The organism is Chloroflexota bacterium (assembly GCA_014360905.1).
Classification (GTDB): Bacteria; Chloroflexota; Anaerolineae; order UBA2200; family UBA2200; genus JACIWX01.
The window spans coordinates 16,792-41,104 of record JACIWW010000026.1 but is presented as its reverse complement, the minus strand read 5'-3'; the positions used below and the strand labels follow the sequence as shown (position 1 = coordinate 41,104).

At 53.8% G+C, this 24,313-nt stretch carries 23 protein-coding genes and 2 tRNA genes; 17 read left to right on the top strand and 8 right to left on the bottom strand.

Translation table 11 applies throughout. From position 1 onward, the window contains the following. Both H5T67_10650 and lexA read right to left on the bottom strand, forming a co-directional pair. Window positions 1–123, bottom strand: a 123-nt coding sequence (locus tag H5T67_10650) for a DNA translocase FtsK (GenBank protein ID MBC7245771.1), incomplete at its 3' end; no start/stop codon positions are given. Between the two features lie 79 nt (window positions 124–202). After that, window positions 203–856, bottom strand: a complete 654-nt coding sequence (lexA, locus tag H5T67_10645) for a transcriptional repressor LexA (protein ID MBC7245770.1) — start codon at window positions 854–856, stop codon at window positions 203–205. Between the two features lie 360 nt (window positions 857–1,216). Here lexA and H5T67_10640 point away from each other — a divergent pair, with 360 nt between their 5' ends. Further along, window positions 1,217–2,503 (top strand): HAMP domain-containing histidine kinase, encoded by a 1,287-nt coding sequence (locus H5T67_10640; GenBank protein MBC7245769.1) that lies wholly within the window; start codon window positions 1,217–1,219, stop codon window positions 2,501–2,503. After that, window positions 2,481–3,173 (top strand): response regulator transcription factor, encoded by a 693-nt coding sequence (locus H5T67_10635; GenBank protein MBC7245768.1) that lies wholly within the window; start codon window positions 2,481–2,483, stop codon window positions 3,171–3,173. The genes H5T67_10640 and H5T67_10635 overlap by 23 nt, the downstream gene beginning before the upstream one ends. A gap of 69 nt (window positions 3,174–3,242) precedes the next feature. On the opposite strand, the gene H5T67_10630 is transcribed toward H5T67_10635, so the two are convergent. After that, the gene (locus tag H5T67_10630; GenBank protein ID MBC7245767.1) at window positions 3,243–4,151 is read right to left on the bottom strand and encodes an alpha/beta fold hydrolase; all 909 of its coding nucleotides are present in this window, start codon (window positions 4,149–4,151) and stop codon (window positions 3,243–3,245) included. Window positions 4,152–4,461: 310 nt separating this feature from the next. On the opposite strand from H5T67_10630, the gene H5T67_10625 reads away from it, so the two are divergent. The 6 genes from H5T67_10625 to H5T67_10600 all read left to right on the top strand — a co-directional run bounded on the left by H5T67_10625 (window position 4,462) and on the right by H5T67_10600 (window position 10,406). Beyond that, window positions 4,462–5,325 carry a DegV family protein gene (locus tag H5T67_10625; GenBank protein ID MBC7245766.1) on the top strand — a complete coding sequence of 288 codons (864 nt, stop codon included), beginning with the start codon at window positions 4,462–4,464 and terminating at the stop codon, window positions 5,323–5,325. A 183-nt stretch (window positions 5,326–5,508) separates the two neighbouring features. Then, on the top strand, window positions 5,509–6,162 hold the full coding sequence (locus tag H5T67_10620) for a glycerol-3-phosphate acyltransferase (protein ID MBC7245765.1): 654 nt from the start codon (window positions 5,509–5,511) through the stop codon (window positions 6,160–6,162). A gap of 263 nt (window positions 6,163–6,425) precedes the next feature. Continuing rightward, a complete protein-coding gene (locus tag H5T67_10615; protein MBC7245764.1) occupies window positions 6,426–7,715 on the top strand; it encodes a hydroxymethylglutaryl-CoA reductase, degradative in 1,290 nt (429 codons plus the stop codon). Continuing rightward, window positions 7,712–8,758 carry a hydroxymethylglutaryl-CoA synthase gene (locus H5T67_10610; GenBank protein ID MBC7245763.1) on the top strand — a complete coding sequence of 349 codons (1,047 nt, stop codon included), beginning with the start codon at window positions 7,712–7,714 and terminating at the stop codon, window positions 8,756–8,758. The genes H5T67_10615 and H5T67_10610 overlap by 4 nt, the downstream gene beginning before the upstream one ends. A 24-nt stretch (window positions 8,759–8,782) precedes the next feature. Then, window positions 8,783–9,937, top strand: coding sequence for a thiolase domain-containing protein (locus H5T67_10605; GenBank protein MBC7245762.1), 1,155 nt, complete (start codon window positions 8,783–8,785; stop codon window positions 9,935–9,937). Window positions 9,938–9,992: 55 nt separating this feature from the next. Continuing rightward, window positions 9,993–10,406, top strand: coding sequence for a Zn-ribbon domain-containing OB-fold protein (locus H5T67_10600; protein ID MBC7245761.1), 414 nt, complete (start codon window positions 9,993–9,995; stop codon window positions 10,404–10,406). On the opposite strand, the gene H5T67_10595 is transcribed toward H5T67_10600, so the two are convergent. The 5 genes from H5T67_10595 to H5T67_10575 all read right to left on the bottom strand — a co-directional run bounded on the left by H5T67_10595 (window position 10,403) and on the right by H5T67_10575 (window position 14,471). Continuing rightward, the gene (locus H5T67_10595; GenBank protein ID MBC7245760.1) at window positions 10,403–10,855 is read right to left on the bottom strand and encodes a DNA lyase; all 453 of its coding nucleotides are present in this window, start codon (window positions 10,853–10,855) and stop codon (window positions 10,403–10,405) included. The genes H5T67_10600 and H5T67_10595 overlap by 4 nt on opposite strands. Before the next feature lie 6 nt (window positions 10,856–10,861). Further along, entirely contained in the window at window positions 10,862–11,353 is a 492-nt protein-coding gene (locus tag H5T67_10590) for a zinc ribbon domain-containing protein (GenBank protein MBC7245759.1), read from the bottom strand. Between the two features lie 443 nt (window positions 11,354–11,796). After that, entirely contained in the window at window positions 11,797–13,356 is a 1,560-nt protein-coding gene (locus H5T67_10585) for a right-handed parallel beta-helix repeat-containing protein (protein ID MBC7245758.1), read from the bottom strand. 97 nt (window positions 13,357–13,453) lie between these two features. Beyond that, entirely contained in the window at window positions 13,454–13,873 is a 420-nt protein-coding gene (locus H5T67_10580) for a hypothetical protein (protein ID MBC7245757.1), read from the bottom strand. A 124-nt stretch (window positions 13,874–13,997) separates the two neighbouring features. Beyond that, on the bottom strand, window positions 13,998–14,471 hold the full coding sequence (locus tag H5T67_10575; protein ID MBC7245756.1) for a hypothetical protein: 474 nt from the start codon (window positions 14,469–14,471) through the stop codon (window positions 13,998–14,000). Between the two features lie 235 nt (window positions 14,472–14,706). Between H5T67_10575 and H5T67_10570 the strand changes: the two genes are divergently transcribed. The 9 genes from H5T67_10570 (at window position 14,707) to mltG (ending at window position 24,122) form a co-directional block, all read left to right on the top strand. Then, window positions 14,707–14,787 (top strand) — tRNA-Leu (locus H5T67_10570). Between the two features lie 15 nt (window positions 14,788–14,802). Further along, window positions 14,803–14,874, top strand: a tRNA-Gly gene (locus tag H5T67_10565). Window positions 14,875–14,977: 103 nt separating this feature from the next. Further along, window positions 14,978–16,342, top strand: coding sequence for a trigger factor (gene tig, locus H5T67_10560; protein MBC7245755.1), 1,365 nt, complete (start codon window positions 14,978–14,980; stop codon window positions 16,340–16,342). Beyond that, entirely contained in the window at window positions 16,339–16,953 is a 615-nt protein-coding gene (locus tag H5T67_10555; protein MBC7245754.1) for an ATP-dependent Clp protease proteolytic subunit, read from the top strand. Before tig ends, H5T67_10555 begins: the two co-directional genes overlap by 4 nt. A gap of 47 nt (window positions 16,954–17,000) precedes the next feature. Further along, a complete protein-coding gene (gene clpX, locus H5T67_10550) occupies window positions 17,001–18,260 on the top strand; it encodes an ATP-dependent Clp protease ATP-binding subunit ClpX (GenBank protein MBC7245753.1) in 1,260 nt (419 codons plus the stop codon). An 11-nt stretch (window positions 18,261–18,271) separates the two neighbouring features. After that, on the top strand, window positions 18,272–20,956 hold the full coding sequence (gene alaS / locus H5T67_10545) for an alanine--tRNA ligase (GenBank protein MBC7245752.1): 2,685 nt from the start codon (window positions 18,272–18,274) through the stop codon (window positions 20,954–20,956). Between the two features lie 31 nt (window positions 20,957–20,987). After that, window positions 20,988–22,499, top strand: coding sequence for a baseplate J/gp47 family protein (locus H5T67_10540; GenBank protein MBC7245751.1), 1,512 nt, complete (start codon window positions 20,988–20,990; stop codon window positions 22,497–22,499). Window positions 22,500–22,502: 3 nt separating this feature from the next. Then, window positions 22,503–22,910, top strand: a complete 408-nt coding sequence (ruvX, locus tag H5T67_10535; GenBank protein ID MBC7245750.1) for a Holliday junction resolvase RuvX — start codon at window positions 22,503–22,505, stop codon at window positions 22,908–22,910. Between the two features lie 66 nt (window positions 22,911–22,976). After that, on the top strand, window positions 22,977–24,122 hold the full coding sequence (gene mltG / locus H5T67_10530; protein MBC7245749.1) for an endolytic transglycosylase MltG: 1,146 nt from the start codon (window positions 22,977–22,979) through the stop codon (window positions 24,120–24,122). Window positions 24,123–24,313: the final 191 nt, after the last annotated feature.

Below are 24,313 nucleotides of genomic sequence, written 5' to 3'. Positions count from 1 at the left end.
GGCCAGTTGGAAGCGGATCGTGTGTGGGGTGACGGTGCCGCCCACGACGCGCGAGGGGATGCGATGGCTGGCGAGGACCAGTTCGATTTGATTGGCTTGAAACTCCAGCAACTTGCGCTCCATGCTACACCTCCTATTAGAACAAATGTTCTATTAAGAAGCCCAAAAAGATTTCCTTTACCTCTACAAATGCTATATGGACTTAGACTTGGCGGATGACAGCGATCACCTTGCCCTGTATCTCCAGGTTAGCAGGGTGAACGTAGATGGGGTCGAGGTTTGGATTCGCCGGCTGCAAGCGCACGCGATTTTTGCTTTCCCAGTAGAATCGTTTGAGGGTTGTTTCCTTTTCTGTTTTCAACCAGGCCGCCACGAGGTCACCGTTCTGGGCTTCCTTCTGAGCTTTCATGATCACGATATCCCCATCGTAGATGAGGGCGTCAATCATGGAATCTCCCTTGACTTGCAGGGCATAAATAGGCCCTTGCTCTTGCACAATGTCACGAGTCAAGGCAATGCTTTCATCTACATCCAGGGGAGAAAAGGTCTCATCGGGAATCGGCACTGGTTCGCTTGCCACAATGCGTCCGAGCACCGGCACTCTGACAATGTCCTGGTCGAACACGAGTTCTTGCTCTAGCGTGCTTCTTCCCACCAGCTTCACACCACGTGAGATCTCTCGATCGCGCTGGATATAGCCTTTGGCTTGCAGAATATTGAGGTTATAGTTGACAACAGAGGTGGAGGAAATGTTTGCCGCTCGGCCGATCTCCCGAATCGTTGGTGGATAGCCGTTCTCCTGCACAAACTTCCTGATAAAATCCAAAATATTTTTCTGCCTAGGCGATAGGTCCATTTGCCCCCCTTTCCAGACTGCACAACTTGCTTTAGACACCCTTATTATACACGAACATTTGTTCTGTGTCAAATTGGCCAATGTGCTTGCAAATATTGCGCTTGAGTTTGAAAGGATGGCAAGCGGCTGGGCCTGTGGCAAAATGAGGGGCATGCAATCTCAGCATTAGCCAAACCTTGCCAGATGCCATGCTGCACACTAGCCGCGTGATAGAAGGTATGGGCCGCGCAAGCAATGTCGTGGGACGCTCCTTCCCCCATTTCCCAGTAGCGAGCAATATAACCACCTGAATGCCTAGCCTACCAGGTTTGCACATATGGCTGCGCATCCTATAATTAGTCTGTAAGGAGGATCTAGATCATGTCTGCTCATTCTGTTTCCCCTCTAAGGGATGAGCGTAAAGTGGCGGTTTGGCCAATAACTGCGATGGATCGCGCGTTGCTGGCCCTACGCTGGGCGATGCTAGTATTAGCGGTGGGGCTATCGTTCATTGACCGTTCCAAACAAGGCGTGTTTGTCCCTTCTTTGCCCTTAGCCGGAATACTGGTAATCTATAACCTGGCTATTCTGCTTATTGGCCGCTTGCTGCCCTGGCTGAGACAGCCATTCAATGTAATGGCGCTGGATGGTCTAATGGCTACACTGGCTATATACCTTAATGGCGGCTACCATAGCGCCTTCTTTGTCCTCTACATCTTTGTTTTGCTGAACGCAGCGTTTCGTTTTAGCATAGTCGGCAGCATGTTGCTGGCGAACCTGGTCGGCTTCCTTTATGTTGCCGCGTGTCTGCTCAATCCTGCCGGATTGAATGCACCCCAGGCCCTGGATATTTTCGGCACCAAGCTCATCCTGCTTTTGCTGATTGCCTTTATCTCCTCGCTGCTATTAGAGCAACTGCGAGTCGAACACCAGGCTACTGCTCGAGAGCGAGCATTGTTAGAAGCACAATCCAGTTTCATTTCTGCCATATCGCATGAACTGCGCACGCCGTTGACCTGCATCAAGACCTCGATTGAATTGCTTCAGGCCAGCAAAGCGCACGAAACCGATGAGAATGAGTGTGCGCTCCTACAGACGATTGCCGATCATACCGCACGGTTGGAAAAACTGGTGACGGATTTACTGCAGATGATACGCCTAGAAGCGGGGCAATTGGAGCTCACCCGTCAGCCAACCGATCTGGCAGTATTGTTACGCCGAGCGGCAGCAGCGCTGGAACCACTGCAAAGGAGCAAAGGGCAATCTCTGGAGCTGGACCTGCCTGAAGGGCTGCCTCGCGCTTGGATAGACCGGGAGCGAATCGAGCAGGTAGCTGCTAATTTGCTTTCTAATGCGATCAAATTCACACCCACTGGCGGACACATTCGCTTGACGTTACGGCACATTCCTAATGAAAAGATACTGGCCGTGACAGTAAGCGACAACGGGCCTGGCATCGCACCTGAGGAGCGAGAGCGCTTGTTTACCAAGTTTTACACAGGGCGGAGGGCATCCTCTGGCATCGGGCTAGGTCTCTATCTCGCCAAGCAATTGGTTGAGCTGCACGGAGGGCATATTACTGTGGAGAGCACGCCTGGACAAGGCAGCACGTTCGCCTTTACCATTCCTTTGGAGGTTAAGAAGGATGAAACTGCTGATCGTGGATGAGGAGCCAGGCGTAGTACAGGTTGTGCGCGCAACTTTCCGTGCCCAGGAGCCAGGTTGGGAGATCCTGAACGCGAGCGGCGGAGAAGAAGCCCTCGACCTCATCGAGCACGAGAAACCTAACCTGGTGCTCCTGGATGTCGGGCTGCCTGACATGGACGGCTTCACTGTGCTCAAAGAAATCCGCCGTTTCTCCAATGTGCCAGTGATTATGTTAACGGTACGCGATGATGAGGTGAGCAAAGTCACTGCTTTGGAGCTAGGGGCTGATGATTACGTAGCGAAACCCTTTGGCGCCCTGGAACTGGTGGCTCGTGCCCGTGCCGTCCTGCGCCGGGCAGAAGGATTGCCATTAACGCATGAGGAACCCTTTGTGTGCGGCGATGTACACTTAGATTTCGATACAAGGCAATTGACAGTAAGGGGCAAACCAGTGGAATTAACCAATACGGAATACCGGCTACTATATCACCTGGTTCGCAATGCTGGCCGGCCCCTCAGCCACGAGGCGCTGCTAGCCCGCGTCTGGGGTCATGAATATACCGATGAAATCAATTATCTGAAAGTCTACATCAGTCGATTGCGCAACAAGATCGAGCTTGATCCCCAGCATCCTCAGTACATTCGCACCGAATACGGCTTTGGTTATAGCTTTCGTGCTCCTCAGCGCTAGGGCGAAAGTTCTCCGTAACCTACCTCCCTAACATTTGCAGCACCTAACGGCATCGTTTGGAGACTGGCATCACCCACCTCGAACACTCTCTAGAGAGAATGCCTCATCGAAGAAGTGGATGATCTCCGCGATGTTCGCCTCCAAGCCGTGAGAACGAATGGAGCCGTGTGTTTCGCCCTCGATAAGCCACAAGGTCTTGGGCTGACCAGCGGCGGCAAATAACCGCTTTACTTGCGCAAGTGGAATGCGTTCATCGCTGCTGCCATGAACCAACAAGAGCGGACGTGGCGCGATATGGGAGATGAGCTGCGTCAGGTCTATCGCAGCCAAGGAGATGTCCTTGTGCCATTCCACTACTCTGCGTATCCAATCCAGCACAAAGTGGGGCAGAAACGACGGCCGATTGGCTGCCCACACGTCCAAGGGGCTGGCAAATGGCGCCACCGCAACTACAGCCTGGATGTCAAAATTGCGGGCTGCACTCAACAGCGCACTGCTCGCACCAATCGAGTATCCAATCACTCCAATCTGACATACTTGTTTTGTCTGACGCAGGAAACGCGCCGCGCTGTCTATATCCTGGCTTTCCCGATAGCCGTACGTGATGCCACATCCATCACTGTCGCTATGACCATGGCCGCGGTAGCTAAACAGCAACACCGTATAACCTGCCTGATGCAGAGCCGGTACAAGTGAAAGCCCCGATCGTTGATCCTGCCCTGCCCCATGAGCATATATGATTGCCGGCGCATCGCGCGACTTGGCGGGGGTCAACCAACCGCGCAAAGTCAATCCATCGGCTGCCTGGAAAGCCACTTCATAGTAAGTCAACCCAAAGGCCGTGAGCGGATTTAAGCTAGAGGTCGGTGGAAACGGCGGGCGCGTCGCCCAACCTTCTGCAATCACAGGAAAGACCACTGCTAACAAAACGCTACTGGTCAGCAGTGCGGTTAATGCCCCAAGAATGCTTAGGGACATGGAGTATCCTTTGTGTTGCTTATTTGGGTCACGCATGTTTTTATCAGTCCACAAAGAGTAACCCGTACTGGAATATTGTCTTGTAGCCACATAGTATAGATTATTATACCACACATGATGACCAAAAAGGAAAATCGTGCTAGCTATACAACGCTTTTTCCAATTTGTTCCTTTAGTTTTTAACCACTTTTTAGCCACTATTTGCTGTTCTATTTACCTTGCTGTGTTACACTTGGGGTAGAAACATTGTTACGCTCATGGTTGTCACTCACTCAGAATCAATGGATAGAACTTCATGGTGAGGTGCCAAATGCGCAAAATAGCGATTGTTACTGATTCAGCAGCTAATCTGCCCCGTGAACTCGTCGAGAAATATCGTATCTTTATCGTGCCGGTTCTGATATACCTGGATGGACGCGAGTATCATGACGGTGTAGACATCATGCCTACTGACGTATATCGGTACTTACGCCTGAGCAGTAATGGCAACCTGCCCAAGACAGCTACACCGTCGGTAGGGGATTTTCTCCGCGTCTATACACAAGCCTTGCAACAAGCGGAGGAAGTGGTTTCAATCCACCTAGCAAGCGAATTAAGCGCAGTGTACCAAACTGCTGAGGTGGCCAGCAAACTAGTGGACGCTCCAATCCACGTGCTGGATTGCCGCAGCGCAGCCCTTGGTTGTGGCTTCGCCGCTTTGGAAGCTGCCCGGTTGGCTGAAAGTGGAGCTAATGCCCCTGCTGTACTGGAAAGGGCGCGCGACATTGCTCAGAGGACACGTGTGTATGCTAGCCTCGAAACTCTTTACTATCTGCATCGCGGCGGTCACGTGCCCAGTATCGCCAGTTTGGCTGGGTCCATGCTCAAGATTTGTCCCATTCTCAGCGTAGGTAATGGACAAGCGCGTCTGGTTGCATTGCCGCGCACGCGCCGGCGTGCTATAGCCTGCTTGCTAGAACTCATCAGCAACGACGCTGGTCAGCGTCCAGTCCATGCGGCTGTCATGCACGCCGATGTACCGGAGGAGGCGGAAGCCCTGCGGAACGAACTCGCTACCCGCCTGAACTGCCGTGAATTGTTCATCACCGAGTTCACGCCTGTGATGGGTACGCATACCGGCCCGGGGCTGATTGGACTGGCCTGGTGGAGTGAAACAGAAGCCATGCCGTCATGACAAGGTGAGGCAGGAAAGCAACGCCTATCTAGGCAATGTGGCTAAACTGTCATTTGATAAGAGGTCATCATGAGGATAGGGGGCCGACATCCCTCTCTAATGCAAGAATATACACCAACAGCGAGATGACCCAACCCACTCTAAGAGGCTTTGCGAGGATCAGTACGGATGGAGGACAGCGCTATGCAGAGTGTGCTATTGATTATTGTTGGCTACCTGCTGGGCTCAATCCCCACTGCCTACCTTGCTGGACGATGGCTCAAGGGGATTGATCTCCGCGAGTATGGCAGTGGAACAGTGAGCGGCACGGGTGTCATCTACCACGTTGGGCTCGGAGCTGGTGTAGTGGCTGGTCTGCTCGATGTAGCCAAGGGAGCTCTTGCTACCTGGCTGGTTCTGCGGTTAGGGTCCTCGCTGACAGTCGGCTTGCTTGCTGGTTTAGCGGCGGTCATTGGACACAACTGGCCCTTGTATCTGAAGTTTAAGGGTGGCAGAGGGATCAGTCCCTTCATGGGGGTCATGTTGGTCGTTTTCCCTCTGGGCGTACTCTGGCTGCTTTTGTTTCTAGCCGCTGGTCGATTGCTCAAACTCACTGCACTAGTGGCTTTCTGCGGTATCCTCACACTCCCGTTGCTGACCTACATAACCCGGCAACCCACAGTGGTAATCCTAACTTCCATTGGGATGCTGTTGATTACAGTGATAAAACGGTTGGAAGCCAACCGCCTACCCCTGCCATCCGGGCCAGAACGGCGCCAGGTCCTCATTCGCCGCCTCCTCTTTGATCGCGACGTGGATGTAAATGAAGAGTGGGTCTCCCGGCGTCCAGCAGGCTAATGGTTGCCAACCGCTTGCATTTACAGCACACGACGTCACCTGCATTGTGCTAGGAATGCAGCGGCAAAAAGCGCATTGAAGGCGCGACAAACCCACTGCTCTCCCCAGTCACAGGATGCTCATAACCCCTTTATACCACCTTTTTTGGTATCAACCTGATAGTTTTTGATAGGAATATTGTGATATACTAATATCACAAACAAGCCTATGCCCGGGTGTGTCGTAGGCTTGTTTGTGCTATTTGCAAAAAGCGTCGAGGTGCAATGAATAAATCATCGCGACTCAGCGGGTTTTACAAGCGCAGTTTCACAGAGCGAATCCATCTACTGCAGCAGTTCGCTGACCTGACCGATGCGGAGGCAGAAGCTCTCTGTGGGATAGCAGGTCTCAGCCAGGCACAAGCAGATCACATGATCGAGAATGCCATCGGCACCTTTGGACTGCCCTTGGGCATTGCTACTAACTTTCTAATCAATGGCCGCGATTACCTGATACCGATGGCCATCGAAGAACCGTCAGTGGTTGCCGGGGCCAGCTTTGCGGCACGCCTAGTGCGGGATGGTGGCGGGTTCAAGACGTGCAGCGATGAGCCATTGATGATTGGACAGATCCAAGTGCTGGATGTCAGCGACCCGTGGGCAGCACGCTTCGAATTATTGGCTGCCAAGGAACGCATCCTGAGTCTAGCCAATGAACAGGACCCAGTCATTGTGAAATTGGGCGGCGGTGCACGAGACCTGGAAGTGCGTGTGATTGAGCAGAGTCCAACTGGGCCCATGTTAGTTGTGCACCTCCTGTACGATACGCGCGATGCCATGGGTGCGAACGCGGTGAACACTGCTGTCGAAGCGATTGCGCCACTGGTGGCGGAAATCAGCGGAGGGCGCACGCTGTTGCGTATTCTTTCCAACCTAGCCGATCGACGCCTGGCGCGAGCCAAAGCTGTCGTTCCCGTTTCTTCTTTAGCCCATGACGAATTCAGTGGCGAGGAAGTAGCACAGGGCATCGTGGAAGCCTGGGCTTTTGCTGCAGCGGACCCTTACCGCGCCGCTACGCACAACAAGGGCATCATGAATGGCATCGATGCAGTAGTCATCGCCACGGGCAATGACTGGCGGGCAGTGGAAGCCGGGGCTCACAGTTATGCTGCACGCAATGGTTGCTACACTGCGCTGAGCACTTGGCACCTGGATGAGGACGGCAGCCTGGTCGGCACACTGGAATTGCCCATGGCTGTAGGTATTGTCGGTGGTGCTACCAGGGTTCATCCTGCAGCCAAAGCGGCACTAAAGCTCCTGGGCGTCAAAACCGCACGCGAACTGGCGGAAATCATCGTAGCGGTGGGATTGGCTCAGAACCTGGCTGCGCTACGGGCGTTGGCTAGCGAGGGCATCCAACGCGGCCACATGAAACTGCACGCTCGCCAGGTAGCGATTGCTGCAGGAGCAGATGGCGAACTGGTGGATCGCGTGGTGCAAGCTATGCTTGAAGAGAGAGTGATCCGCCTGGATAGGGCGGAGGCAATTTTGAAGAGGTTGAAGGCAGAAGAATGAAGCCACTTCGTGATGTCGGCATTGTAGGTTATGGGGCATATATCCCCCGCTATCGCCTTCCGGCGAGCGAGGTTTCGCGGGTCTGGATGGAAGGGCATGCTGGCTTGCCCATCGAAGAGAAATCAGTGCCGGGACTGGACGAAGATACGGCAACCATGGCCATCGAAGCAGCACGTAACGCCCTGGTCCGTGCGGGCATTGCGGCACAAGAAATCCGCGCTGTATGGATTGGTAGTGAATCCCATCCCTATGCCGTGAAGCCGACCTCAACCATCGTGGCAGAAGCGATTGGAGCCACGCCACAGGTCAGCGCAGCCGATTGGGAATTCGCCTGCAAAGCAGGAACGGAGGCACTGCAGGCAGCTATCGCTCTCGTCGGCTCAGGGATGGCCGACTATGCCATGGCCATTGGAGCCGACACAGCCCAAGGACGTCCAGGGGATGCTTTGGAGTATACAACGGCAGCGGGGGGAGCAGCATATATCGTTGGGCCACGGGAGCAGAGCCTGGCTTACTTGGAAGGCTCATATTCCTATGTCACGGACACGCCGGATTTCTTTCGGCGTCCCTACCAGCATTATCCAGAGCATGGTGGGCGTTTCACTGGTGAGCCCGCCTATTTCAAACACATCACCCATGCCGTCGAAGCGCTATTGCACGAGCTAGGCTACACGCCGAAGGATTTCGCAGCAGCTGTTTTTCATCAGCCGAACACCAAATTCCCGCAGCGGGTAGCACAAATGCTGGGCTTTAGCAAGGAGCAGATTCGGGTTGGATTGCTGGCACCTAAAATAGGCAACACATATGCGGCTTCGTCCCTGCTTGGGCTGGCTGCTGTTCTGGATGAGGCTAGGCCGGGCGATCGTATCTTGCTTGCTTCCTTCGGTTCCGGAGCCGGCAGCGATGCTTTCTCTTTCGTCGTTACAGATCTAATCGGGGCAAAGCAGAATCTAGCTCCCCTGACTCAAGTGTACATCGCCCGACGTAAGCTAGTTGATTATGCCTTGTACACGCGCTACCGCAGAAAATTGCAGATGCACTAATAAAACTCAGGAGGACATCGTCGCTTGCGCGAAGTAAGTATCATCGGCATTGGTCAAACCCAGGTCGGAGAGCTTTGGGAACGATCTCTGCGCGATCTGGCGGTAGATGCAATCAAAGCGGCCTTGAAGGATGCTCATCTGGAATGGGTAGAAGCCCTGTATGTGGGCAACATGCTCTCAGGCGAGTGCGTTGCACAACAACACCTGGGAGCACTGATCGCAGATTGGAGTGGTCTGGGCAATATCGAAGCAGTGAGAGTGGAAGCTGCTGATGCTTCCGGCGCAGCGGCATTGCGCATGGGTTATCTTGCCGTGGCCAGTGGGGTGCATGACTATGTATTGGTATGCGGCGTAGAAAAGATGACCGATGTGGATGTAGAGACTGCTAATGCTGCCTGGAGTTCTGCGCTGGATGCTGAATATGAAGCTTTCCAGGGAGTCACGATGCCAGCATTGGCTGGATTGCTGATGCGTCGCTATATGCATGAGTTTGGTGTGCAGCGTGAGGATTTTGCGCCTTTCGCAGTGACTGCGCATGCCAATGGAGCGAACAATCCTTACGCCATGTTCCGTTCGCCCATTTCAGCCGACGCATATGCAAAGGCAGGCATGGTAGTGGATCCCATTAGCATGTTCGATGCCGCACCGCTCTGCGATGGTGCTGCAGCAGTGGTCCTGTGTCCCAGTGAGCGAACGCGCGATTCCAGCAACAGGCCGGTGCGTATCCGCGCTTCTGCTGTGGCTACGGATCGGCTAGCTGTACATAGCCGCCGGGAGCCCTTGTTCCTGCAAGCAGCTTACCTCTCGGCGCAGAAAGCCTATTTGCAGGCAGGGGTGGGGCCGGAAGATGTGAACCTTTTTGAGCTGCACGATGCATTCACTATCCTGGCAGCATTATCCCTGGAAGCGTGTGGTTTTGCTGATCGGGGCCAGGCCGTGCATCTAGCCAAGGAGGGAGGGATCGCGCGCAATGGGCGCATTCCCATTAGCACGATGGGTGGCTTGAAAGCGCGAGGCCATCCGATAGGCGCAACAGGAATTTATCAAATCGTAGAACTGGTGATGCAGTTACGGGGAAAGGCTGGCGCTAACCAGATTGACTGTCGTCTGGGCATGGCCCAGGGCCTGGGTGGAAGCGGCGCGACTGCTATCACCCATATCCTGGAAGCATCATCATGAAGCAGTATACATCACATAACACTTGATAACAACTGTAAGGAGGTTTGGATAGTAGATGAACGTACCGAGATATTGGAGAACAGAACAAACACGCTATGGGCTTATCGGCGAAGTATGCCGGGCATGCGGCAAGCCCATCTTCCCACCACGTGACGTCTGTCCACATTGTACGGAAGAGGGGCAAGATGTGCACCCTTTTCGTGGCAAGGGCCAGGTGTATTCCTTTTCGACCATATACGACGCCCCAACCGGCTACACGGAATACCAACCATACACCGTGGCCCTGATCAAGTTGGATGAGGGTCCGCTGGTGACTGCACAGCTTACCGATGTGGACAACGATCAAGTGCATGTCGGCATGCCTGTGGAAATGGTGACACGCAAGATCAAGGAAGAAGGCGAAAACGGGTTGATCGTGTATGGTTACAAGTTTCGACCCGTTTTAGACACTAGACCTGACAGGTTTTAGCAACCTGTCAGGTCTAGAGGTTTTGCCCTCTCCCAGGACGCGATATCCCCGCTGACCACAACGAAGAGAGGGTGCGGCCTGGGCAAGTCTATCTCTGCTATTGCTTCGTAGTGCGCTGGGTCCCGCCTTTTCAGTTTTTGCTTCAGCAGACAAAATTCGTAGCGCAATTGCCCGTCAGTAACGAGCAGTTTCCCCCATGCTGGCGGTGGTTGGATTTTGCTCCTATCGAAGCGATACCCTCTATGGCATGCTTCTTCATATACTGCTAGCAAGTACTGATCGATCGCTGCGATAGGATCTGCCTGTGCACGAAACCGTTCCAACTGGGGATGATTTCGGTATCCAGTAGTTTGGCCTGGCAATACTTTGCGCGCGAGCAATCCTTCACGCCAGAGCGCGACCAATCCTTTAGCGTCAAGATAGCAGGGATGCAGAGACCATAGGCGCATCGCTTGCTATTTGATCTGATTCCGGGCCAACCCAAGAGCTACCGCTGCAAGGGAATTGATCACTCCCGCCAGGAATTCTCCCGTGAAGAGATTAATCAAGAGGTAAGCCAGAGCGAGACCTGCAGCAATAGTGATCCCATTTCTCGCTTCCTGGATCTGACCCTTGCTAAGCGGCATATACCCCAAACCGAAGATCACCCCCACAGCAATGAGAGCGGTTAAAATGGCCAACATGTTGCCTAACGTTAGCGCCAGCACAGTGGCTAATACATAGATCCCACCTGCTGCCAACACCAGCATTTTCGCTTGCCCGATACCTGCAGCGGCTTCGGAAGTCGGAAGGGGTGCATATGGCGTCTGTCCTGCTGGGGGCACTTGTGCTGTTGGTGGAGGCACTGGGGTAGATCCCGTAGCTGCTTGCGCTACGGGGTTACCACACGAACTACAGAAACGAACGCCCTCTGCAATTTGAGCACCACAATTGACACAGTATGGCATGGTATTCCTCTCTCCTTTTCTTTGTACAGATCAGCACGTGTTTGCCACAGTTATGCGAATGGAAAGAGCGATTATCCCCTCAGCACCTCCTTTCATCCAACAAGCAACAAATGCGGTACATGGCAAACCATTTTCCCCGTTCGTTTGGACAGCCACACCGTAATGGGCAGACCCATAGTTTTGAAAAATTTTATTACAGGTCCGTTCCTTTGTCAACTGAGCACTGCGCAGCATTCTCTGAACAAGCCTCCAGCCACGTGCTTCTACTATGCCCAACGGCGGATAAAACAACCTTGCATAGAGTGTCCCATGATCGGGAGATCGTCCAGGTTAGAAGCCTCCAAAAGTGAAGCCAGTCGGGCTAATGTTGCGCGACGTGCTGAGATGCCCAAAAAGCAACCGCAGCGAGGCCAAGCACTGCCACGAAATTGCCTATTATGAGATCAATGAGACCCTAGCACCAAAGCCAGATGTAATCTTGCCGCTGGCTGCCAATACTCATACGCCCCGATGTCGGGATGGGCATCGCGAGGACGATTCTCCAGGTCTACGGAAGGAGCACTTTCCACAGTCCCGGCGTTGATGGCTGGGCTGCCCTCTCGTAGGTGGTAATCCCCCTGCTGCCCCCAGGCCGGCGCCATGAAGCGCGGATCGCCATAGAGGTTGCCAGGGCCTAACTTGCCGATATTCGCTGCTGTATAAGTCATGTCGCCATGGATGAGCACCCGCTCCTCCTGCGGCAAGTAGAAGAGGTTATGCGCGGCGATCAAGGTGCTTTCCCCACCAACGTAGATGGGGCAATCCTGCCCGCGCCCTTGAAAGATAGAATTGCGAATGGCCAAGCGAACGGGCAGCCCATCGTATTGGACGTACATCAGATAGTTTTGTCCCACGAAATCATCAACAGTGACGTTGATGATCTCAAAGGATGCCCCTGTCATCTGCTCTTGGTCAATGACGATAGCGGCCCAAGGAGTCGTGCTCGCATCACCATCGCCGCGGCCATAGATGAGGGTGTTCTCAATGCGACTGTTTGGCCCCCACAGTTTCACACCGTCGCAGGAGTTGTTCGCTACGATGCAGCGGCGGATGGTGGTGTTGGCAGCCTTGGAGTCCAGCCCGTCACCGTAGTTGTGCTCGGCGACGGTGTCCTCTATCAAGATCGGCCCCTGGGAAGGCTCAATGCCGAAACCATCGGGGCGATCGTAGGGGCGATCCGAGCCATCACCACCCTGGTAGTAGTGGCCACTCCAGGAGAGCGATGAGTTACGGATAAAGACGTTACGCCAACCACCGTGCTCCCCGGCTGGGCCACCCAGAGCGCCAAATCCAGCGTACTCGATGCGGCAGTTGAGGATGTACAGGTTGTCAACGTCCTGAAAGTTCATCCCAAACTCATCTATGTGGTGAATGTAGAGGTCCTCTAGGACAATATGGGCGGATGGTGCACCAAGGATCTCCACTCCCTCGCGGAACCACGCCGCCTCGCCACGGGCAGTATCGTCGTGGGTGATCCCCAGATGGCGTATGCGAACATATTGAACGCCAGTTAGGTCAATAGCAGTGATGAGATTGTCGCGGCCAGCTAGGACCGGGCGGTGTCCCACTTCACCCTGGATGATGATCCAAGCCGTGGCGGTACCTGAGGGTGGAGCGATGATGTCAGCATCATATTCACTCAGGATATAGCGCCCGCCGAGGATGATGAGCGTGTCGCCTGGGTGGAGCTGGCGCGAGCCATAGCCAGGAGTACGCCAAGGGCGGTCGCGTGTGCCAGGGTTAGCGTTGTCGCCGTTGGGGGCGACGTAGTAGACATTGCCTGTAGTTATGGCTGAAGCTTCCTCCCGCGTTGCAGACGGTATGGTGGCTGCAATAGGAGGTGTTTCCCATGTTGCAGAAGGCGTTGTCTCTGCGCTTGGTCTGCCTTGCTCTGTGGATACACCGGGCGTTGTGCAGGACAGCGCAGCAAGACATGCGATTACCAACAGGAGCAAATATTTCATTTTATATCTCCTATATCATCCTATAGCCCTCAACCTGACAGGAAGGACTGCATCCATTCTGCTGAATGGTATTATCTTTCCCTATTGGGAGAAACAATCACGAGCCAATGAAGCCGATTAAGAAGCGCAGGACTGACATAAGCCCCAACAGGGCCAATACGGTTGTGATGATGCCCAGGGGCTTGGAGTGCAACCAACCGACCAGCCCTATGCCGGCAAGAAACAGGATCAGACCTATCATAGGGATGACTCCAGCGCCACCCAAGAAGTGACGAATCTGTGTCTCAGTGATTCCGCTTCTCATCGGATAGAGGATGACCATCATAATAATGACACAGACAAACGTCCAAACCAGCGTGGCAATGGAGGAGGCGAGGAAAAGTGCTAAGGTGGCTACTCCAAGGGAGTTCTTTTTGGCAAATGGAATGAGTTGGATAGCCGCAGTGAGTGCAAAACCAGCCAGCACACTGGACAGGAAGGATAACTGCCTCAAAACCTCGAGCATATCAGCGGACATCAGGTCAACTCCTCAAAAGGGGATTGGGATCATAAAGCGTCGGCTGGAAAGGCTGGCTAGGCGCATTGTAGCCTATAATTGCAAAGGAGGTGATCCATCAGCCAACGCAGAAGCCTCTCGCGCCTTATTTGTTCTTCAGCAACCAATCTCTCAGTATCTCTACCTTGTCGCTTCGGCCGAGTTTGAGATATGCCTGATACTCGTATTCTAGCGACAAAACGGGAATGTTCATCCCCTCAACTTCTACCCACTGCCTATAGCATTCGATCCTGACTGGCTCTTCCCAACTCTGAATGTCCAGATGCTTTTGAACAGCGCCCATGATCTCTACTTGGATGCCGTCTATTTCAAGCGCGCCAAAGTGGGAACGTATGTGCTCAGATATTGAGTATTGTACTGGTTTGATGACGTATTCGGAAAAGCGGCGCTCGATCTCGTATGCGCCCTCTTCATCGGTCTGAATGTCTATATCGTGGATGGGCACTGGCACGCCTTGCAGGGCCATGCCCAAGCTCCCTGTGACAACCCAGTTAATTGGATTGCCTTCCAAGCGCTCACAAATCTTGCGCAGTACGCTGAGATATGGCATGGGAATCATCACTTGTCACCTGCCTAGATCACAAAGCAAGCTCATGCCCTGAGCTTTACTACCGACTTTAGCGAGACTCGCCACCTTGACCAGGACGAGAAAACTCTGCATCAGAGGTATAACGAGACAACTATGAAGCAGCCACATTTTGACACAAGGGATGAGAAATGTCAAGCAGAGAGCCAAGCGCACGCAATACTTGACTTTTGATTGAAATTGGTTAGAATGAATGATGCGCCGGCGCGGGGAAGTGTCGGAATGGTAGACGAGCGTGACTTAGGATCACGTGGAGCAATCCGTGAGAGTTCGAGTCTCTCCTTCCCCATCGGTCAGGCTAGAAGCGGAAGTGGCTCAGCGGTAGAGCATCTCCTTGCCAAGGAGAGGGCCGCGGGTTCGAATCCCGTCTTCCGCTCTTCACGAGAATGCTGGTTCGCACGAACCAGCATTCTCTGTATGGCTTGGGTAGAATATTAGCCTAAGCCGCGCCCATTTTGTAACTGGAGGCCATTAACCCGTTGAAAATCAATAAAGAAAAGATAGGCCCGTGCGAGTACGCGCTCACCATCGAAGTGGAACCAGAACGTCTAGAAACGCCGTTGCGTGAAGCGGCACAACGTCTCAATCGGCGCCATCCTATTGCAGGGTTTCGCCCAGGCAAGGCGCCTTACCGCCTGGTCGAACGCACCTATGGCAAGGAACTGATCTACGATGAAATGCTGAACCAGATGGGCAATGGCTGGTATCAGGAAGCCTTGCAGGAAAGCGGGCTCGAGCCTTATGCCCAGGGTCAGATGGAGATCGTGCAACTGGAACCGCTCACGCTCAAGATCCGTGTGCCGGTACAGCCCGAGGTCACTCTTGGCGATTACCGCAGTATACGCGTGGAACAAAAAGCGGTAGAGGTGACCCCATCCGAGGTAGAGGAGGCACTGGCCCAGATTCAGGAGAGCCACGCAGTCTGGGTACCAGTGGAACATGCAGCCGAGATGGGCAATCAGGTGTTAATAGACACCGTCGGGACGACCGCGGATGGGCGGACAGTGGAGCAACTGGATCTGACTCTGGAAGTGAGCGAGGAAATCACTCCGCCCGGCTTTGGCCAAAACCTGGTGGGTATCAAGCCAGGTGAGAGCAAGGAGTTCGATGTGGAATATCCGACGGATTTTCGCGATGCGGATTTAGCTGGCAAACGCGTCCACTTCCGTGTGACGGTCAAAGGGGTCAAAGAGAAAGAATTGCCCCCGTTGGATGACGCACTGGCACAGAGTGTAGGCTCCTACGAAACGCTAGCGGAGCTACGCGCCCGCATCGAAGAGGAACTGCGCAAGCGCAAGGAAGAAGAAGCAAAGAATGACGCGCTGGATGAGGCGCTGGATGCTCTAGTCCAACAAGCGGTACTGGAGTATCCAGCTATTGCTCTTGAACGCGAGATAGATGCAATGGTCGAATCCTTAGCGGATAATCTAAGCCAGCAGGGTTTCACTCTGGAGGGTTACCTGCAGATCACGGGGAAAACTTTGCCGCAATTGCGTGCGGAAACTCAGCCTCAGGCAGAGAAACGCCTGAAGCGCATCCTGGTGCTGAACAAGTTTGCTGAGGCAGAAGGCATCACAGCAGAGGCAGAGGAAATCGAACAGGAAGTGAACCGCGTGTCTGGCTCCTTTGGTCAGCGGGCAGAATCCGTCAAAGCTGCCCTCAGCAGCGAGAGATCCCTGCGCTCCATCGCCAATGACGTTCGCCGACGCAAGGCTTTGGAACGTCTGCTGGCTATAGCCACCGGCCAGGATGTGCAACGGCCAGACAATCTGTCAAATCAAGAGTTGACAGAACCGATAGCAGAAACCAGCGGCGAAACGGACCCAACTGAAGGAGGCACATGAGCGAGCGAATACATGATACCGTTATCCCTATGGTGATTGAGAGCACCGGCCGGGGGGAACGAGGGTATGATATCTTTTCCCTCCTGCTGAAAGAAAGGATTATCTTCCTAGGCACGCCGATTGATGACACGGTTGCAAATCTCATCGTAGCACAATTCCTGTTCCTACAGCGAGAAGACCCGGAGAAGGAGATCTCCCTGTACATCAACTCCCCGGGTGGCTCGATCAGTGCCGGCCTGGCCATCTACGATACCATGCAACTGGTCACCGCTCCGGTATCCACTATTGCCGTGGGCATGACCGCCAGCATGGGCACGATCCTGCTCTGTGCAGGGACAAAAGGTCGGCGTTATGCCCTGCCCAATGCTACGGTGCATATCCATCAGCCGTGGGGCGGGGTGCAGGGACAGGCTGTGGACATTGAGATAGAAGCTCGTCGTATCCTGCGCGAGCGGGAACGGCTCAACCAGATTTTAGCGAAACATACCGGCCAGCCTTTGGAGCGAATTATCCAGGATACAGATCGCAACTTCTGGATGAATGCCGAAGAAGCAGTAGAATATGGCATTATTGATGAAGTACTGAGAAAAACAGAGCCCAGCAATTCGTAGCACGCAGCTAGCCGTGATTACGGAGCATCAGCGAGGGAAAGCTAACGATGCGCAGAGAGCCTCTAATCCAACACTGTTCTTTTTGCAACCGGCCCCAATACGAAGTGCAGCATTTGATTGCCGGCCCGGGAAATGTGTATATCTGCGATGAATGCGTACAGATATGCCAAGAGATCCTGGAGCAGGAGTTGATACCGAGCAGGCCAGTGAGGAAGATGGAGGGGAAGAGGATCCCTCCGCCAATGGAAATCTACCAGTGCCTGAACGAGTACGTGGTAGGACAAGACCGGGCTAAGAAAGTGCTGTCTGTGGCTGTGTACAATCATTTCAAGCGCACTATGTCCAAGCAGGAAGCAGATGACGTGGAGCTACAGAAAAGCAATATCCTGCTTATTGGCCCTACTGGCTGTGGCAAGACGCTATTAGCCCAGACGCTGGCTAAGATATTGAACGTGCCTTTTGCCATGGCTGATGCTACCTCGCTGACAGAGGCCGGTTACGTGGGGGAGGATGTAGAGAACATCCTTCTGCGCCTCATCCAGGCTGCTGACGGCAACCTGGAGAGTGCCGCCAAGGGCATTGTCTATATTGATGAGATAGACAAAATCGCCCGCAAGAGCGGGGATAGCCCCTCCATCACCCGAGATGTCTCTGGGGAAGGGGTACAACAAGGGTTGCTAAAAATTCTAGAGGGGACAGTAGCCAATGTGCCCCCACAGGGCGGGCGCAAACACCCGCATCAGGAGTTCATCCAGCTTGATACGACCGACATCTTGTTCATCTGCGGTGGCGCTTTTGAAGGGCTGGAAAAAATCACGGCCAAGCGATTGGGCTCGCATCGCTCCTTGGGCTTTAAAGGCTCTGCCCGGGAGAGGGCCGAGTGGACGCGCACGGAACTGCTCAAGCATGTCATTTCGGATGATTTACTGGAATATGGTCTGATACCTGAATTCGTTGGCCGTTTGCCGGTAGTGGTCAGCGTGGATCCGTTGGACGAGGACATGCTAATGGCTATCCTCACGCAACCCAAGAATTCGATTATCAAACAGTTTCAAAAACTCTTTGCTCTCGATGGCGTTGATCTCGTCTTCACTGAAGATGCATTGCGCGAGACCGCGCGCGAAGCTTATCGCTACCGCATGGGTGCACGTGGCTTGCGTTCTATTATCGAGGAAACGCTGCTCGAAATCATGTACGAAATTCCTTCACGCCATGACATCAAACAAGTCATTGTGGATGCCCAGACCATCCGTGAACGTAAGCGGCCACAGCCGCTGGTGGACTGGGATATGGAAAAGACCGCCTAGGAGTATTTCTGATGATAACCAGTGCTGAAATCCGTCGCACTTTTCTTTCCTATTTCCAGGATAGAGATCACACGATCGTGCCCAGCTCGTCTCTTATCCCGGCAAATGACCCAACCCTGCTCTTTACCAATGCGGGCATGGTGCAATTCAAGGATATCTTTCTGGGGGTGGAAAAGCGATCCTATACACGGGCTGCAACGGCGCAAAAGTGCATGCGTGTGAGCGGTAAGCACAACGATTTGGAGAATGTAGGCCCCTCGCCGCGCCATCACACCTTTTTCGAAATGCTGGGCAATTTCTCCTTTGGTGACTATTTCAAGCGTGAAGCCATTGCCTATGCCTGGGAGTTCCTGACCGGGGTCTTGGGGCTGGACAAAAACCGCCTTTATCCCACTATCTATCTCGAGGATGATGAAGCTTTTGAATTGTGGCAGGAAGTGGCTGGAGTGCCTGCCTCGCGCATTACCCGTATGGGTAAGAAAGACAACTTCTGGGCCATGGGCGACACCGGCCCGAACGGTCCTTGCTCGGAGATCGTCTATGATCGAGGTCCAGAACATTGTACCTGTGGCCGCTCCGATTGTAATCTGACCATCGAATGCGAACGTTGGTGGGAACTGTGGAATCTCGTCTTCATGCAGTTCGAAACCACTGCAGATGGGATTACACGCCCGCTTCCTAAACCCAGCATTGACACAGGCATGGGCATGGAACGCATTACTGCAGTCTTACAAGGTGCAAACAGCAACTATGAAACGGACCTGTTTTGGCCGATTATCCAACGCACGCAAGAGTTGCTCGGACACAGCGATGCCCAACGTGAGGAGCAGATCGTTTCGTACCGTGTCATCGCTGACCACGCTCGAGCGATTGCTTTTCTTATTGCCGATGGCATGCTGCCAGGCAACGAAGGACGCAACTATGTGCTGCGCCTGATCTTGCGCCGTGCTGCGCGTCACGGCAGGTTGTTGGGCTTTACACAACCCTTCATGGCCGAGGTACTCAAAGTAGTGATAGACCTCATGGGCGAGTACTATAGTGAGTTGATTCAGCGGCGCGAGTTCATTCTGGAAGCCACGACCTTGGAGGAAGAGCGTTTCCTGCAGACGTTGGATGTAGGCATGAACTTGTTGGACCAGATTATCGCTGGCCTCAAGAAGGCCAATCAAACCATCATTCCTGGCGATAAGGCCTTCCGTCTCTACGACACTTATGGTTTCCCGCTAGATTTGACCCGGGATGTCGCCAAAGAGCATAACTTGACCGTGGATGAAGCAGGCTTCCGCGCCGCGTTGGAAGCTCAGCGCGAGCGCGCACGGGCAGCGCAGCGCTTCGAAATGGGGCAGGAAGAAGAGTTGTACCGTAACATGGGCTTGCCAGCAACCCAGTTTGTTGGCTATGACACGACCAAATGCCCAGCTCAAGTCCTAGCGTTGGTCAGGGATGGCCAGATGCAAGATGAGGTTGGCCCAGGACAGCAGGTACAGGTGGTATTGGATCGCACTCCTTTCTACGGTGAGAGTGGCGGTCAGGTCGGGGATACAGGCATTATCATTGGACCTCGTGGTCGCATCCAGGTGCAAGATACACGCCACCCCCTGCCTGAATTGACGGTGCACTATGGCCAGGTGGTGGAAGGCATTGTCGCTGTAGGAGAGCAGGTTGAAGCCCAGGTGGATGAAGAGCGGCGCCTAGATATTGCCCGCAATCACACAGCCACGCACCTGCTGCATCGTGCACTGCAGAAAGTGTTGGGAGAACACGCACTACAAGCTGGCTCACTCGTAGCACCAGACCGCCTCCGCTTTGATTTCACTCATCTGCAACCAGTCACCCATGAGGAATTGCGCCAGATAGAGCGTGAGGTCAATGCGGCTATCCGCGCAGATCTGCCCGTAGTTGGAAGGGTTACCACCTTTGAGCAGGCACGGGCCAGCGGAGCGATGGCCCTCTTTGGCGAGAAATACGGCGATACCGTACGACTGATCAGCGTGGGAGATGGCTATAGTCGCGAACTCTGCGGGGGCACACATCTGCACCGAACTGGCCAAATTGGCTTTTTCCGCATCCTCAGTGAATCCAGCGTCGGTGCAGGATTGCGTCGCATCGAGGCTGTAACCGGGCGCGGCGCCGAAGCCTGGGTGCAGCAGCAGCTAGATGCACTTGCCCAAGTGGCTGCTATCTTGCAATGCCGACCCGGTGAAGTGGTGCGAAAATCCAGAGAACTAATGGAGCAATTGCACGAACAGCAACGAGAGATCGCACAATTACGCAGTCAGATAGCTCGAGTGAATGCAGCACGCCTCTTGGAGCAAGTAAAAGATATTGGCGGTGTGCACGTGTTGGCTGCACAGGTGGAGGCCGACAGTGTCGAGCAACTGCGGGAAATGATTGACCTTTCACGGGAAGGTCTGCGCCAATATGCGGAGCGCATGGGCCAAGAAGCCGCAGGTTCAGTGATCGTACTAGGAACCATCATCGAAAATCACCCTAGCCTGGTAGCTGCCGTAACGCCCGAATTGGTAAAGCGAGGGCTGCATGCTGGCAAGCTCGTAGGTGAAGTCGCCAAAGCCATGGGGGGCAGCGGTGGCGGACGCCCCGAGATAGGGCAGGCCGGGGGTGGTGATGCTGTCAAGCTGAGGGAAGCTCTGGCTCTGGTGGAACACAAAGTCAGAGAGAAGTTAGAGCAAAAGTAACACGGAAGAACCGCTTCGCGCGTAGGCGTTCATGCAAATCATTGAGCTTCAAGGCGATGAGAATATCACAGTCATTCGTAACCTCCTGGAGCGGGCTACAGACCAGGAGGTAGTGCTCTTTGTACCCAGAGGTTGTGAAGCATTGGAGCGGAACGAGGTTAACCTCAGGGTACTGCGTCGCTGGGCTGACAATCTAGCTTTGCGCATCGCTCTAGTTATAGAGGACAGAGGCACCCATGTCATGGCCAGGCAAGCTGGATTTATCCTGCTGCCCTCCATCGAGAAGGCCCAGAAAGCTAACCTGCACCTATACGAACGCCGCCGACGCCGGCTGGAGGGCTTGCCACCACGACCTAGCCCAGTTACAACACTTCCCCAGCCAGCCCGACAGGTGCCTATCAGGGCTGTCCGACGAAAAGATTCTCGGGTTTATGTCGGTATTTTGGTAAGCGTGTTGTCCTTCCTGACCTTGGCGCTGTTCTTGCTGTTTGTCTTGCCCAGCGCTACGGTTACCCTTACACCAGTCAGCGAAGCGGTAGAAGCCTCTATGGAGATCGTCGGCGTGGCCGGATTGAAGGATATTAACTACGGTTTGGCAGAAGTGCCCGCACGCCTAGTTTCCGTCGAACGCGAGGGCAGCGATAAAATTGCCACCACGGACAGACGTGATGTCCCGGACGCACACGCGCAAGGGACTGTTGTGTTTGCCAATAGAACCACCATTCCAGTGACGATCACCAAGGGCACGGTAGTGCGCACTAGCTCTGGCGAGAATGTGCGCTTTTACACAGTGGCTGATGCCTGGCTCCCTGGTGAGTTATTTGCTACAGTGCGCGTGGGTATCCTGGCAGCAGAGCCCGGTCCAATAGGCAACGTGCCTGCACTCAGAATCAATGTCATCGAGGGGGAGTTGGCAGCACAAGCGGATGTGCTGAACGATGCACGCACCAGCGGTGGAACTCTGCGACGGATGTCCGTAGTAGCCAGCGAGGATCAAGATCATCTACGCGCTAAACTGATGAAACGCTTGCAGGAAGAAGCTTACAGCGAGCTAACCGCTGCTCTTAGCAAGAGTGAGTTCATTCCTCCTGATTCTTTGAGCATTGCGATCTTGGACCAGGAATTCGACCACAAAGTGGGTGACATGGCCGATGAGCTGGGAATGAGAATGAAAGTGAGAGTAACCGGCCTGGCTGTTGACCGTGCGCACGGAGAAAAATTGTTATTGCGCCTTCTGGAGCAACGTATGAAGCCCGGCTATTGCCTGCTTGACGATAGTGCTACTTTTGAACAGGGTGACCTGATTGAGGCTACCCCAGAAAAAGCACGGTTTAGCATGAGTGCAAAGGCCAGGATGGCACCAGCCATTGAAGCTAAGGATGTCAGTACCGCCATCGCTGGCAAGACCATCGAGGCGGCTAAGGAGTATCTTATGCATCAGTTCAAACTCAGCTCAACACCACATATTCAGCTAAGCAATAGTCTGTTCCAGCGACTGCCATGGTGGGCAGCGCGCATCCGTGTGCGGATCAGCATAAGATAAACCATGCGCATACTGGCCTTGGACCTGGGCGAGAAGCGTATTGGCGTCGCACTAAGCGATGTCCTCGGTTGGCTAGCTACACCGCTGACTGTGTTAAAATGTAAAAACATCGAGGCCGTGCTCGCGGCCATCGAAGAATTGGTGCGTGCACACCAGGTAGATCAGGTAATTGTAGGCTATCCACGCAGTTTGAATGGCACCATTGGCCCACAAGCCAAACGTGTAGATAGATTTGTAGCACAACTGCGTGCCCGTCTGCAGGTGCCTGTCATTTTGTGGGATGAACGCTTGTCCACGGCGCAGGCTGAGCGTCTCATCCACGAAACAGGCAAAAGCGTGCCGCGCGAGCGGATTGATGCCCTAGCAGCGGCTGTAATCCTGCAAAGCTATCTAGATGCAGCGAGGCAGTGACCGATGGACATGGTGGATAACTCTATCTTGGTTTGCCGTTAGTCATTCTGAAAAAGGAGGAGCCATTTGGGAGGCAGCAAGCGCACGTTGATACGGATTGTGCTTTTCCTGCTTGGAGTGAGTCTTATCCTGAGCATTGCAGCAGGCATGGTCTGGTTTTTTGTCCGTCAGATGCGTACTACGGCATTGCAACCAGGCACGCAAGTAGACTTGACCTCGCTGGAAAAGACCCTGTTGGGTATCTATCTGAACCTGCGTCGGGATGAAATCGAATCCCCTCTTAGTGCGGATGACACCCCTGTCCCATTCTCCATTCAACCTGGCGAAAACGGAACCACTGTCGCGTTGCGTTTGGAACGCTCGGGGATTATCCGCGATGCCGAGCTGTTCCGACTTTTGCTGCGCTATTGGGGTGTAGATGCACAGCTCGAAGCAGGAGATTACCTGCTGAGACGCAACATGTCCATGCCCGAAGTAGTAAGCCAACTACAACACGGGCGTCTGCGCGCCAAAAGAGTGACCATCCGTGAGGGGCTACGCGCCGAAGAAATCGCACACTTGCTGGCTGTAGAGGGTCTAGTGGATCAGGAGGAATTTATCCGTCTCGTGCGCGACGATGCCTTTCACTACGATTTCCTGCGCGACCGGCCAGCAAGTGCCCCTAAGACTTTGGAAGGGTTCCTCTTCCCTGATACTTACGAGTTCCCGGTTAACATCACTACCACGGCCTTGATTGACCTCATGTTGCAGAACTTTGATCGACGGATCACGTTGGAGATGCGCCAGCAAGCCCTCGATCAAGGACTGACTGTGTTCCAGGTTCTCACGTTGGCTTCTATTGTCGAACGCGAAGCCGTAGTCCCTGAAGAGCGACCTATTATCGCCAGCGTGTACCTCAACCGATTGCGTCGGGGAATCTACTTGGAAGCCGATCCCACCGTGCAATATGCTAAAGGCTATGATCCACAAACAGGGAGTTGGTGGCCTCACCTGTCTTTGGAAGAACTGCGCGCCATAGAATCACCGTTCAATACCTTCATCCATCCTGGCCTGCCCCCAGGTCCAATTTGCAGCCCAGGGTTGGCTTCCATCGAAGCAGTGCTGAACCCCGCTGATACCAAATACCTCTTCTTCCATGCCAAAGGCGATGGCACACACGCTTTTGCCGAGACGTTTGAGGAACACCTGGAAAACCAAAAGAAATACCGCTGATGGAACCAGGCATAACACAGTGAGCTGTGAACTGCGAGGCTCCTCTTTAAATATAGATAGGTGCCTATGAATACTGCCCCTTTCCAGACCTATTATCACCGGATTCCCCAGGCACGACCGCTTTCCTTTCAATTTTTGCTATTTGTGCTTTTTTGCACTATTTGCCAAAGGAGTCAAAGCTGTGTACAATG